12 protein-coding genes are annotated in these 12,659 nt (G+C 73.3%); 3 read left to right on the top strand and 9 right to left on the bottom strand.

Annotation, left to right across the window (positions count from 1 at the left end; translation table 11 throughout):
* Positions 1–2,211 carry an MMPL family transporter gene (locus P3T37_RS25620; protein ID WP_280726207.1) on the bottom strand — a complete coding sequence of 737 codons (2,211 nt, stop codon included), beginning with the start codon at positions 2,209–2,211 and terminating at the stop codon, positions 1–3.
* Between the two features lie 12 nt (positions 2,212–2,223).
* Positions 2,224–2,790 (bottom strand): helix-turn-helix domain-containing protein, encoded by a 567-nt coding sequence (locus P3T37_RS25615; RefSeq protein WP_280726206.1) that lies wholly within the window; start codon positions 2,788–2,790, stop codon positions 2,224–2,226.
* 266 nt (positions 2,791–3,056) lie between these two features.
* On the opposite strand from P3T37_RS25615, the gene P3T37_RS25610 reads away from it, so the two are divergent.
* Both P3T37_RS25610 and P3T37_RS25605 read left to right on the top strand, forming a co-directional pair.
* On the top strand, positions 3,057–4,139 hold the full coding sequence (locus tag P3T37_RS25610) for a right-handed parallel beta-helix repeat-containing protein (RefSeq protein WP_280726205.1): 1,083 nt from the start codon (positions 3,057–3,059) through the stop codon (positions 4,137–4,139).
* A gap of 42 nt (positions 4,140–4,181) precedes the next feature.
* Complete coding sequence (locus P3T37_RS25605) at positions 4,182–5,231, top strand: methyltransferase (RefSeq protein WP_280726204.1); 1,050 nt, start codon at positions 4,182–4,184, stop codon at positions 5,229–5,231.
* 141 nt (positions 5,232–5,372) lie between these two features.
* On the opposite strand, the gene P3T37_RS25600 is transcribed toward P3T37_RS25605, so the two are convergent.
* The 7 genes from P3T37_RS25600 to P3T37_RS25570 form a co-directional block, all read right to left on the bottom strand.
* Positions 5,373–5,702: a TcmI family type II polyketide cyclase gene (locus P3T37_RS25600; RefSeq protein ID WP_280726203.1), complete on the bottom strand. Its 330-nt coding sequence runs from the start codon at positions 5,700–5,702 to the stop codon at positions 5,373–5,375.
* 68 nt (positions 5,703–5,770) lie between these two features.
* Complete coding sequence (locus P3T37_RS25595) at positions 5,771–6,256, bottom strand: SRPBCC family protein (RefSeq protein WP_280726201.1); 486 nt, start codon at positions 6,254–6,256, stop codon at positions 5,771–5,773.
* A gap of 1 nt (position 6,257) precedes the next feature.
* Positions 6,258–6,515, bottom strand: coding sequence for an acyl carrier protein (locus tag P3T37_RS25590; RefSeq protein WP_280726200.1), 258 nt, complete (start codon positions 6,513–6,515; stop codon positions 6,258–6,260).
* 2 nt (positions 6,516–6,517) lie between these two features.
* Positions 6,518–7,801, bottom strand: a complete 1,284-nt coding sequence (locus tag P3T37_RS25585) for a beta-ketoacyl synthase N-terminal-like domain-containing protein (RefSeq protein WP_280726199.1) — start codon at positions 7,799–7,801, stop codon at positions 6,518–6,520.
* Positions 7,798–9,066, bottom strand: coding sequence for a beta-ketoacyl-[acyl-carrier-protein] synthase family protein (locus tag P3T37_RS25580; protein WP_280726198.1), 1,269 nt, complete (start codon positions 9,064–9,066; stop codon positions 7,798–7,800). Before P3T37_RS25580 ends, P3T37_RS25585 begins: the two co-directional genes overlap by 4 nt.
* Positions 9,063–9,479: a cupin domain-containing protein gene (locus P3T37_RS25575; RefSeq protein WP_280726197.1), complete on the bottom strand. Its 417-nt coding sequence runs from the start codon at positions 9,477–9,479 to the stop codon at positions 9,063–9,065. Before P3T37_RS25575 ends, P3T37_RS25580 begins: the two co-directional genes overlap by 4 nt.
* Positions 9,480–9,529: 50 nt before the next feature.
* Positions 9,530–10,690 (bottom strand): SchA/CurD-like domain-containing protein, encoded by a 1,161-nt coding sequence (locus P3T37_RS25570; protein WP_280726195.1) that lies wholly within the window; start codon positions 10,688–10,690, stop codon positions 9,530–9,532.
* Between the two features lie 254 nt (positions 10,691–10,944).
* On the opposite strand from P3T37_RS25570, the gene P3T37_RS25565 reads away from it, so the two are divergent.
* Positions 10,945–12,588 (top strand): FAD-dependent monooxygenase, encoded by a 1,644-nt coding sequence (locus tag P3T37_RS25565; RefSeq protein ID WP_280726194.1) that lies wholly within the window; start codon positions 10,945–10,947, stop codon positions 12,586–12,588.
* Positions 12,589–12,659: the final 71 nt, after the last annotated feature.

Raw genomic sequence — 12,659 nt, 5'->3', positions numbered from 1 at the left:
TCAGTCCACCAGGGCGGGCTCCTTCGCCCCTGCTGCGACGCCGACCGGGGGGAGGTGGGCGCCCTCGACGTCGAGGTCCGGAAGCAGCCGCTCCAGTCGGGCCGGAAGCCACCAGGCGCGCGGTCCCACCAGCGCCAGCACCGCGGGAACCAGGGTCAGGCGCACGGCGAAGGCGTCGATCAGGATGCCGACGGCCAGCGAGAAGGCGATCGGCTTGATGATCGCGTCGTCGGCGGGGAAGAAGCCGGCGAAGACCGTGAACATGATCAGCGCGGCCGCCGTCACCACCCGGGCGTTCTGCCGGGTGCCCGTGATGATCGACTCCTGCGCCCGGCCGGTGTGGATCCACTGCTCGCGCATCCCGGAGACCAGGAAGACCTCGTAGTCCATCGCCAGGCCGAACAGCACCCCGATCAGGATGATCGGCAGGAAGCTGACCACCGGTCCGGTGTGCGCCACGCCGAGCGCGTCGGCCAGCCAACCCCACTGGAAGAGCGCGACGACCAGGCCCAGCGAGGCGGCCACCGAGAGCAGGAACCCGGCAGTGGCCTTGACCGGGACGACCAGCGAGCGGAAGACGACCGTCAGGAGCAGCAGGCTCAGCCCGACGACGATGGCCACGAACGGCAGCAGCGAGGCGGCCAGCCGGTCGGAGACGTCGATGTTCACGGCGGTGGTACCGGTGACGGCGACCTTGGCGCCGGTGTCGGCCAGCAGGGCGGGTGCGCGGTCGCGGATGGTGCGGGCCAGGTCGGCGGTCTGCTGGTCCTCGGGTCCGGTGGTCGGGACCAGCTGGATCACGGCCTGCCCGGGTGCGCGGGTGGCCTGCGGCGGCGCCACCGCCGCCACGCCCGGCAGCTCCTTCAGGCTCTGCGCTACCTGGAGTGCCGCCTGCCGGCCGTCGGCGGGGTTCGCGGTGTCGGTCAGGACGAGCAGCGGACCGTTGAAACCGGCGCCGAAGCGCGCACTGATGGTGTCGTAGGCCTGGCGCTCGGTGGAGTTCCTGGCCGCCGAGCCGTTGTCGGGCAGGCCCAGCCGCAGTCCGGCCACCGGCAGCGCGGCGATGATCAGCACGGCCGTCACAGCGAGCACGGTGAGCAGCGGACGCGCGGTGGCCAGCCTGGCCCAGCGGGCGCCCAGGGTGTCTCGGGCAGGGGCCTCGGTCACGCTCTGGGGGACGGCGCGCCGCGCGGCTCGCGAGCCCGGGCGCGGGGCCAGCCGCGTCCCGGCGAACCCGGCGAGCGCGGGCAGCAGCGTGACGGCGACCAGCACCGCGATCAGTACCGCCCCGGCCGCGCCGAGCCCCATCACCGTCAGGAACGGGATCCCGATCACGCTCAGCGCCGCCAGCGCGATGATCACCGTGGACCCCGCGAACACCACGGCGCTGCCGGCGGTCCCGTTGGCGCGCGCGGCCGACTCCTGCGGGTCGAGGCCCTGGGCGAGCTGGCCGCGGTGGCGGGAGAGGATGAAGAGCGCGTAGTCGATGCCGACCGCCAGCCCCAGCATCAGCGCCAGGGTGATCGCCGTCGAGGAGACCTGGACCAGTGGCGTCAGCGCCAGCAGACCGGCCAGCGCGATCCCCACGCCGATCAGCGCGGACACCAGCGGCATCCCGGCGGCGAGCAGCGAGCCGAACGTCACCACCAGCACGAGCAGCGCGACGACGACGCCGATCACCTCGGTCGCGCCGACTGCGACGCCCCGGCTGCCGTAGGCCGAGCCGCCCACCGAGACCTTCAACCCGGACGAGTCGGCGGTGTGCGCCGCCGCCTCGACGGCGGTCAGCGAGGCCGGCTGCACCTGCGAGCGCTGCACGGGGTACTGCACCTGCGCCACCGCGGTCGAGCGGTCCGCCGACACCGTGCCGGCCTGCTGCGGGGTGATCACCGCGGCCACCTGCGGCGCGTGCTCGGCGGCAGCCAGGCTGCGGGCGATCGCCGCCGCGTACGGTCCTGCGGTGACGTCCTGGCCGGCCGGCGCGCTGAAGACCAGCTGCGCACTGCTCCCGGCGGCGGGCGGGAAGGTCCTGGCCAGGGTGTCCAGGGCGGTCTGCGACTCGGCGCCGGGGACGGTGAAGCGGTCGTCCAGCTTGCCGCCGAACACGGCCGTGCAGGCTATCAGTGCGGCCAGCACGGCCAGCCACAGCGCGAGGACGAGCTTGCGGCGCCGGTAGGCGCCGTGCCCGAGGCGGTAGAGCAGGGTGGCCATCTCGAACTCCTGTCAGTGGTGGTCGTCGCGCTGCGGCAGGCCGCGGACCAGCAGCGACACGCCGAGCCGCAGGCGCCGCATCGGCACCTCGGGGTCCGCGGAGTGGATCTCGAGACCGCGGGTGAGGGCGAGCAGCAGTTCGGCGAACTCGGCGGCCTCGTCCTCGGGCAGTACGGCCTGCACCGCGGCGGTCAGCTCGGCGCGCAGCTCCGCGAGGAAGTCCGCCAGCAGGTCGGCGGTCAACTGCGCGCTCTCGCCGATCAGTTCCTCCGCATGCGGGCTCTCGCGGTAGATCAGCAGGATCATCGCGAGCTTGGCGCCCAGCGCCGTGATCAACCGCTCGGCGAGCGGGCCCTCGGCGGCGAGCGCGACGCGCACGTCGGCCAGCGCGGCGCTCAGCAGGCGGTCGGCCAGCCGGTGGAAGGCGTCCTCCTTGTTGCGCACGTACTGGTAGACGGCGGGTCTGGACATCCCGGCCCGGCGGGCGATGTCGTCCATGGTGGTGCGCCGGATCCCGTGGACCCGGAAGCACTCGTAGGCCGCCAGCAGGATGGCCTCGATGCGTTCGTCTTCGGACATGCTGACAATCATTGCACAGAGTGTCAGAGTGTCCGACGCGCGGCTCCCGGTCGGAAAGCGGGAAGTCGGGCCGGTCCCGGGCGGCCGAGCAGGAGTGGCGGGTGGTGATGGCGGCCCATAGCTTCGATTCGGCGGGCGCGTACGCGATCGGACCGAGCGTCGGAGCGCTGAGCGCGACACCGCCGACGGAACACCGAACCCCGATCAGATTTCGCCGTCGAGCACGACACCGCCTCGCCGGGATCCTGGAAAGCAGGTTGGCACTCATGCCCACATCGCGGGCCCTTCACCTGGCGAGCACGGCCGCCGGGACCGCCCTGGCGCTCGGAATGTCGCTCGGAACGCCACTGGTGCTCGCCCCGCCGGCGCACGCCGCCGGTTGGCACGCCGTCATGCCCGGCGAGTCGATCCAGCAGGCCGTCGACGCCGCGAGCCCGGGCGACACCATCCAGCTCGCACCCGGCACCTACCACGAGAGCGTGCAGATCAGCCGACCCGGCCTGACGCTGCGCGGTGTCGGCGACCGGACGGTGATCACGCCCGGCGCCCAGCCCTCCGCGAACGCCTGCGGCGCCGCCGGCCACGGCATCTGCGTCACCGGGACGCCGGGCCACCCGGTCGCCGACGTGCGGATCGAGTCGCTGACGGTCGCCGGCTTCCCGAAGAACGGCGTCTCCGGCTCGGAGACCGACCGGATGACCGTGCGCGGCCTGCTCGTCCAGGACAACGGCGAGGAGGGTATCGCGCAGGAGAAGTCCACCCGCGGCGTGCTGGTGGGCAACACCGCCCGGCGCAACGGACAGGCCGGCGTCTTCCTGGCGAACATCGCCGACGGCAAGGGCGGTGCGATCGACACCCAGGGCGCGGTGATCGGCGACAACGACCTCTCCGCGAACCGGATCGGCGTGGTGGTCCGCCGGGCCCGCAACCTCGCGGTCGAGCGCAACACCATCCGCGCCAACTGCAGCGGGGTGTTCGTGGTCGGGGACGACGGCCGCCCGCGCGCCGGGGCGCTGACCGTCCGCGACAACACGGTGGACGCCAACAACGCCTACTGCCCGCCCAACGACCGGCTGCCCTACCTGCAAGGCGTCGGCATCGTGCTGACCGGCGTGGAGGACACGCTGGTGACGCGCAACCAGGTCCGGGACAACGTCGGCGCCTCGCCGATGTCCGGCGGGGTCGTGCTGTTCCGCAGCTTCAACGGGGGAGCCAGTACGGGCGTCACCGTCCGCGACAACGCGGTCAGGGGCAACGGCCCGTCCGACCTCGCCGACCGCGACACCGGCCTCGGCGACTCCTTCGCCAAGAACGACTGCCAGGTCTCCGAGCCCGCGGGCCACTGCTGACCGGTCCCTGTCCGAATTCCCCCCAGGAGAAAGACGGCCTCCATGCCCACCGCACCCAGTACCGCCCCCGCACCCCCCGCCACCCAGCTCCCCGCCATGCGGCTGCGCGAACTCGTGTTCGGCGCCGCCTGCGCCGCCGCGGTGCGCGCGGCCGCCCGGCTGCGCGTCGCCGACGCGCTGGGCGAGACGCCCGCCACCGTGGAGGAGCTGGCCGCCGAACTCGGCCTCGCGCCGCAGCCCCTGCACCGCCTGCTGCGCGCGCTCTCCTGCTACGGCGTCTTCGCCGAGACCGAGGACGGCCGCTACACCCACACCGAGATGTCCCGCCTGCTGCGCGAGGACTCACCCGACAGCCTGCGCTACATCTCCCTCTGGTGCACCGAACCGTGGACCTGGGAGGCCTGGCCGCTGCTGGACGAGGCGGTCCGCTCCGGCAAGGACGTCTTCGCCGACCTCTACGGCAAGGGCTTCTTCGATTACCTGCACAGCGATGCGGGGGACTCAGCCCGGGTCTTCGACCAGGCCATGACGCACTCCAGCCGGCAGTCCGCGCAGGATCTCGCCGACTTCGTGGACCTCACCGGGGTGTCCAGCGTCGTGGACATCGGCGGCGGCCAGGGCCACGTGCTCGCCAGCCTGCTGGAGAAGGACGAGGCGCTGCGCGGCACCCTGCTCGACCTCCCGAAGGTGGTCGCGAACGCCGATCCGCGCCTGCGGGACGGCGGCCCGCTGGCCCCGCGCGTCCAGCTGGTCCCGGGCGACTGCCGCAACGCCGTCCCGGTCCGGGCCGACCTCTACATCATCAAGAACATCCTGGAGTGGGATGACGCCAGCACCCGCATGACGCTGCGCAACATCGTTCAGTCCGCCCCTCCCGGCGCCCGCGTGATGGTCGTCGAGAACCTGATCGACGACAGCCCCTCGATGCGCTTCACCACGGCGATGGACCTGCTGCTGCTGCTCAACGTCGGGGGTGCCAAGCACTCCAAGGACAGCCTGATCGCGCTGATGACCGAGGCCGGGCTGACCGTCGGCGAGATCCGCCCGGTCAACGCCTACCTGCACGCCTTCGAGGCCACCGTGGCCGGCTAGCCCCGCCCGGCCCCGGCCCCGGCCCGCAGCCCGCGTTCCCGCCGTGGAACGCGGGCTGCGGCGCGTCCGCACCGATGGGCCCCGGACACGCACGAACCCGGCCACCGAAGCGGTGACCGGGTTGCTCGCGCCGGGGGAGGGTCAGCCCAGCGTGCGCTCCCAGCGGTAGAACTCGCGGGCCATCGCGTCCTTCGGCTCGCGCCAGGTGGCCGGGTCGTATGCCTGGACGTACGAGGCCAGCCGGTCGCTGACGTCGCGGAACTCGGGGTGGCCGTGCAGCTTGGCGACCGCGGGGCCGGGCGGGCGGTCGGCCTCGATCAGGTGAAGGTAGAGGTCGCCGAACTGGAACAGGCTGCGGCCGGTGACCCCGATGAGGCCCGGCAGCTCCCCGCGGTCGGAGGCCGCGAAGGTCTCGGCGATGTTCTCGGCGGCGTCCGGTCGCATCCGGGCGACGATCAGGGCGCGGTGCATCTCTGTGGTGTCCTTTCGATAAGGGAAAACGGAGGTGCGGGCCCGATCGGGCCCGCACACTGTCCGGTTCAGCGCGGCATGGCCGCCGGAGCCGCTCGCCCCGTCTCCTTGGCGTGCTGCTCGACCTTGGCGCGGATGAGCTCCATCTGGATCCGCGAGTTGCGGTTGATGTGCTCGGTCATCCCCGCGTCGTCCACCGGCGCGGTGGGCTTCATCGCGAAGTCCTGGATCCAGCGCATCGACGTGCCGCCGGGGACCTTCTCGTACTCCCAGCGGATGCTCATGTGCTCGAACGGGCCGGTCTCCACCCGCCGTGCCTCCACCGTGAGCGAGGTCCTGTCGGCCTCCCGCTCGGACACCCAGCTCCACACCTTGCCGTTCTCGTCCGGGTGCATGGTGAGCCGGAAGGTCACCCGGTCCCCGTCGCGCTCGAGCACCTCGACGGAGGCGTACTCGCTGAAGAGCTGCGGCCAGCGCTCCAGGTCGTTGGTGAGCTCCCAGGTCAGGTCCACGGGTGCGGAGATGACGATCTGGTTGTCGGTGTGTCCGGTCATGTCAGGCTCCAAGAGTGAGTTGCGCGTTGACGAGTTCGAGGAACTCGTGCGGGGTCCGGCAGGTCTCCGGGTCGTTGCCGATCGCGACGGCGTAGCGGTTCTCCAGCTCGGAGACGATGCCGAGCAGGCCCAGCGAGTCGAGGCCGTAGTCGGCGAAGGCCGCCTCGGGCTGGTGCTCCATCTCCCACGGGTCGACCGCCAGGCCGGCCCGGCCCTTCATCAGGGCGGCGAGGTCCTCGAAGGTCACGGGGTTGTTCATGGTCATCTCCTTGCGTAGCGCTTCGGGTCGTCGTCGGCGCGTTGCAGCACCAGGGCGGCGTTGCAGCCCATCAGGCCGCGGCTCAGCACGAGTGCCGTGCGCAGCCGGACCTGGCGGGGATGGCCGGTGACGAGGTCGAGGTCGTGGCGCACCTCGGTGATGTTGGGGGTCGGCGGCACCACGCCGTGCTCCAGTGCGAGCACGGCCGCTGCCACGTCCAGCGCCGAGGCGCCGGAGTAGGCCCGGCCGAAGCCGGTCTTGGGCGCCGTCACCGGTACGTCGGCGGCGTGCGGGCCGAGCGCGTCGGCGATCGCCAGCGCCTCGGCCTGGTCGGCGGCGGGCACGCCCAGGGCGTCGGCGAAGACCACGTCGACGTCGGCGGCCGAGCAGCCGGCCTCCGCCAGGGCGCCCTGGATCGCCCGGGCCAGCCCCTGGCGGGACCGGTCCCAGCCGCCGGTGCCGGTGAAGGTCGCGGCGTGCCCGGCGACCACCGCGCGGATCCGCGCGCCGCGCCGCAGCGCCGCGGCCTCCTCCTCCACCACGAACATCGCGCCGCCCTCGGCCGGCGAGAAGCCGCAGGCGTCCTCGGTGAACGGGAGGTAGGCGCGCTGCGGGTCCTCGGCGAGGCTGAGCTCGGGGTAGCCGAGCTGGCAGACCACCGAGTACGGCGCGAGCGGCGCCTCGGTGGCGCCGACCACGACCGCGTCCGTGCCGCGCCTGATCGTCCGGCAGGCCTGCGCGAACGCGTCGAGCCCGCCGGCCTCGTCGTTGGCCAGCACCCCGCACGGCCCCTGGAAGCCGCCGCGGATGGAGATCTGGCCGGTGCTGGCAGCGTAGAACCACGCGATGGACTGGTAGGGGCCGACGAAGTGCGGTCCCTGGCCCCACAGTTGCTGGAGTTCGCCCTGCCCGAACTCGCCGCCGCCGGAGCCCGCCGCGGTCACCACGCCGATGGCGAAGGGTGCTTCCGGGTCGGTCGCCAACTGCGCGTCGGCCAGGGCGAGATCGGCCGCCGCCATGGCGAAGTGGGTGAAGCGGTCGGTCTGCACCAGGAAGCGGCTCTCGATCAGCCCGGCCGGGTCGAAGTCGTTGACCTGGCCCGCCACCCGCAGCGGAAGCCCGGTGCAGCCCTCGCGGGTGACCGGGCCGAGCACCGGCAGGCCCTGCTGCACCGCCTTCCAGAAGGCGTCGGTCCCGACGCCGTTGGGGGCGACCACCCCCAGGCCGGTCACCACCGCCCGCCGGCCCGCCTGCTGCCCGCTGGGCTGCTGTTCCGGTGCTCTCATGAGGACCTCCCGTCGTCTCGCGCCAGTACCACCGCGGACTGGAAGCCGCCGAAGCCGCTGCCGACCGAGAGCACGGTCCGCAACTTCGCCGAGCGCGCGACCTTCGGCACGTAGTCCAGGTCGCAGTCCGGGTCCGGGGTCTCGTAGTTGGCCGTCGGCGGCACCACGCCGTGCGCCAACGCCAGGGCGCAGGCGACCAGTTCGATGGCCCCGATGGCCCCGAGCGAGTGGCCGACCATGGACTTGATCGAGCTCATCGGGACCTCGTACGCATGGGCGCCCAGGGAGCGCTTGACGGCCGCGGTCTCGTGTCGATCGTTCTGCTTGGTGCCCGAGCCGTGCGCGTTGACGTAGTCCACCGCGCTGGGGTCGAGCCGGGCCTGCGCCAGCGCCCGGTCGATCGCCTCCGACATCTCCCGGCCCTCGGTGGTGAGTCCGGTCATGTGGTAGGCGTTGCCGAAGGTGGCGAAGCCGCGGATCTCGCAGTAGATCCGCGCGCCGCGGGCCCGCGCGTGCTCCAGCTCCTCCAGGACGAGCACCGCGGCGCCCTCGCCCAGGACGAAGCCGTCCCGCCCGGCGTCGAAGGGCCGGGAGGCGTGCGCGGGGTCGTCGTTGCGGGTGGAGGTCGCCTTGATCGCGTCGAAGCAGGCCACCGTGATCGGTGAGATGGGCGAGTCCGCGGCGCCGGCCACGATGATGTCGGCCTTGCCCTCCTCGATGGCGTGGAAGGCGTGGCCGACCGCGTCCAGACCGGAGGTGCAGCCGGTGGACACCGTCTGCACCGGGCCGTGCGCGCCGATCTCCTCGGCCACCTCGGAGGCCAGCGCGCTGGGCGAGAAGGCCCGGTGCAGGTGCGGCCCGGCGCCCCGGGCGCTGACGTCCCAGCGGTCGCCCGCGCTGCTGACCGCCACGTAGTCGTGCTCCAACCGGGTGGTTCCGCCGACCGCCGAGCCAAGTGACACACCGACCCGCCACAGATCCTGCAGGCCGAGGTCGAGCCCCGAGTCGCGGACCGCCTCGGAGGCCGCCGCCAGCGCGAACTGGACGTAGCGGTCCGAGCGTTCGGCCCGCACCGGGTCGAGGCCGCAGGCCACCGCGTCGAAGTCGCACTCCGCGGCGATCCGGGAGCGGAAGCCCTCGGGGTCGAACAGGGTGATGCCGCGGGTCGCGGTCTGCCCAGCGGTGAGCAGATCCCAGAAGGCCCGTACGCCTATGCCGCCGGGAGCGACCACGCCCAGCCCGGTGACCGCCACCCGGCGGGTCACGTCCTCGCCCCCAGCTGGGCGGCGTCCTCGGTCTCCTCGGTGTCCACGTGGCCCAGCTCCGGGCGCGGCGCCAGCGGGCCCAGATGGAAGACCATCCGCGCCTCGGTGCTGCCCACGTTGCGGAACCGGTGCCTGACGTCACGGGGGATCATGAGTCCCTGGTCGGGCCGCAGCGGGTGGCTGTCGCCGTCCAGGTCGACCTCCAGCGAGCCGCTGACGACGAAGACGAACTCCTCCGAGTACGGGTGGTAGTGCTCGCCGATCCGCTCGCCGGGCTGGATGATCGCCACACCCATGAAGCCGCTGGTGGCACCCACCGACGTCGGGGTGAGCAGGGCGCGCAGGTCGCCGCCGCGCCGGCGGTTGGGCTGCGTCTGGTCGAGGTGCACGATGCGGTTTGGCTCAGTGCTCATGATCTCTCTCTGGCTCTCTCGTGGTGCGGGTGGGGACTTGGGGACCCGGTTCAGGACTCCTGCGTGCGGCGGTCGGTGACCGGCTGCATCGCGCAGTCGCCGAGGTAGCGCCGGACGCCCTCCTCGGTGCTGAGGTCCCCGCCCGGGCCGAGGTCGAGCAGTCGGCCGAGCTCGGCCGCCGCGCCGCGCAGGCCCGGACCGGCAGCCGTCTCGCGGTGCGGCCCGCGCAGGTCGACCACCCGGACCAGCACCTCCTCGCTGAGGAACACCGTGGCGGCCACCAGCGGCTGCGCCGGGTCGGCGGCGGCGGCCCGGTCCAGGCCGGCGAGCAGCGCGGCGGCGGCCTCGCCGCAGCCGGGGCGCACGGTGTGCAGGTACGCCAGCCGGGTGAGCTCGCCCGCGGTCCCGGGAGCGGCGTCCACGCGGTGCACCGCGGGCAGCGCCGCGCGGGCGAAGAAGGTCCGCGCCGAGGTCGGGTCGCTGAGGTCCCGGGCCTCCTCCAGGTACGGGTTGACGGCCTCCTCGACCGCCCGCACCTCGGGCTGGGACGCGACGTGGCGCAGCGCGTTGCCCAGGTCGCCGGCCACCTCGACGGCCCGCACCACCCGGTTGCCGTGCATGAACAGCGAGGTGCGCAGCAGCTGCGTGACGCCGTCCACCCGGGCCTTCGGGGAGCGGTAGCCGGCCAGGATCTTGGCGACGGCCGGCTCGCTGCCCGGCTTGACCGTGAAGGTGAGCGCGTGCCGGACCACGCCGCCGCTGGCCAGCGGGGGAGCGGGCACCGGGTCGACCTTGGACTTGCGCGCGCCGGCCTTGCTGGGAGCCGCGACGGCGTGCGTCTTGGCGGCCAGGACGGCCGAGGGCTCGGGCGTCTCGCGGGCGATCACGAACCGCAGCGACTGGGTGTCGCGCACGCAGCCGTGCAGCGGCTCCACCAACTTGCGGTGCGCGGCGCTCTCCACCCAGGAGAGGAACTGCTCGGCGCCCTCCCACTCGCTGGTGATCAGCCACTGCGAGGAGTTCCCCAGCGACTGGCAGAGCTGGTCGCTGATGTGGCCCGGCAGGTCGGCCACCTGGTGGCGGATCTGCTCGTAGGCCATCAGGAACCGCTCCTGGTGCCCGTCGAGGACGTCCAGCAGCAGCACCACCCGCAGCCGGGGCGTGTCGACCGCGGGGCGCGGGGAGCGTTGGTCGGTGGTGAGAGTGGTCAAGGTGTTCGTTCCTCCTGGATGCGGCGGGGCGGCTCGTCCCGGATCGCGCGGGCCGCCACAGAATCTGGGCGCGACCGATCGCATGCGTTCGATGCTTACGCACCGCAACGGATGTCGCGCGATGCGTGAGTCGTGCGAGTGAAGATCCGGTCGACGCCCTCGCGGCCGGGAGCGGTTGGGAATAGATCGAGCGCAGCCGGGAACGGCCGTCGCGCGCCTGCGGCGGGGCCCGCGTGTGTGTCTGGAGAGAGTTCATGACGTCGAAGGTCGACGACCGTGTGCCCGTCCTGATCGTGGGTGGCTCGCTGGTCGGTCTGTCCACCTCCCTGTTCCTCGGCCGCCTCGGCGTCGAACACCTGCTCATCGAGCGGCATGCGCGGACCTCGCACCATCCGCGCGGGCGCGGCAACAACGTGCGGACCATGGAGCTGTTCCGCACCGCGGGCGTGGAGCAGCAGATCCGCGAGGCCGCCTCGGTGCTGGCCGAGAACCACGGCATTCTGCAGGCCGACACGCTGACCGGCGCGGACCAGGAATGGCTGTTCAAGCAGATCGACCCGGGCGGGACGCTGTCCAGGCTCAGCCCGTCCGGCTGGTGCCTGTGCAGCCAGAACGACCTGGAACCGGTGCTGCTGGACAGCGCCCGCGCCCTCGGCGGTGAGCTGCGCTTCAGTACCGAGCTGCTCTCCTTCGAGCAGGACGCGGACGGCGTGACGGCCGTGGTCCGCGACCGCGACACCGGCGAGAGCCGTACCGTGCGGGCCGACTACCTGGTCGCCGCCGACGGCCCGCGCAGCCCGGTCCGCGAACGGCTCGGGATCGGCCTGACCGGACAGGGCGACCTGTTCCACAACGTCAGCATCACCTTCCGCGCCAAGCAGCTGGCCGACGCGGTGGGCGACCGCCGGTTCATCGTCTGCTACCTGACGAACCCGCAGAGCCCCGGCGCCCTGCTGCCGGTGGACAACCAGCAGCACTGGGTCTTCCACGCGCCCTGGCGACCCGACGGCGGCGAGACGCTGGAGGACTTCACCGACGGGCGCTGCGCGGAGCTGATCCGCACCGCGACCGGCGTGCCCGACCTGGAGGTGGAGATCACCGGCAAGGCGCCCTGGCACGCCGCCGAACGGGTGGCCGAGCGCTACGGCGCGGGCCGGGTCTTCCTGGCCGGCGACTCGGCGCACGAGATGTCCCCCACCGGCGCGTTCGGCTCCAACACCGGCATCCAGGACGCCCACAACCTGGCCTGGAAGCTCGCCGCCGTGCTCGGCGGCTGGGCCGGTCCCGGGCTGCTGGAGAGCTACGACGCCGAACGCCGACCGGTGGCGCTGGCCACCAGCGCCCGCGCCTCCGCCCGCTCGGCCGAGCACCGCCACCCCGGCTACGACGTCAGCCCCGGCGTCGGGCGCCAGGCCGGCATGCTCGCGGTGGTGCTGGGCTACCGCTACCCCGGCGGCGCGGTGCTGGGCGCCGACCGGGCCGGCCCGGCCGTCCCCGAGGAGTTCCGCCCGGTGGCCGAACCCGGCGGGCGCGCACCGCACCTGTGGGTGCACCGGGACGGCGTCCGGCTCTCCACGCTCGACCTGTACGAGCGGGCGCCGGTCCTGCTCAGCGGCCCCGAGGGCGGGGCCTGGCACCGGGCCGGCCTGCGGGTCGCCGAGCGCACCGGCGTCCCGCTGCTCTGCTACCGGGTGGGCGAGGGCGCGGAGCACGAGCTGCTCCCCGAGCCCGGTCCGGACTGGGCCGCCCTGCACGGGACGACGGCCGGCGGGGCGGTGCTGGTGCGCCCCGACGGCTTCGTGGCCTGGCGCTCGCCCGAGGGCTTCGCGGACGCGCACGAGGAGGAGCTGGAGACCGTGCTCGGCACCGTCTTCGGCACTGCCTCCGGGCGGGGCTGAGGCACCGGCCCCGCGCCGCGCGGCCGCCACCGGGATGCCTCCGGTGGCGGCCGCGCTGTCATGTCTCTGTA

The organism is Kitasatospora sp. MAA4 (assembly GCF_029893355.1).
GTDB lineage: Bacteria > Actinomycetota > Actinomycetes > Streptomycetales > Streptomycetaceae > Kitasatospora.
The sequence above is the reverse complement of the archived record's forward strand: the minus strand, read 5'-3'. Positions and strand labels throughout refer to the sequence as shown.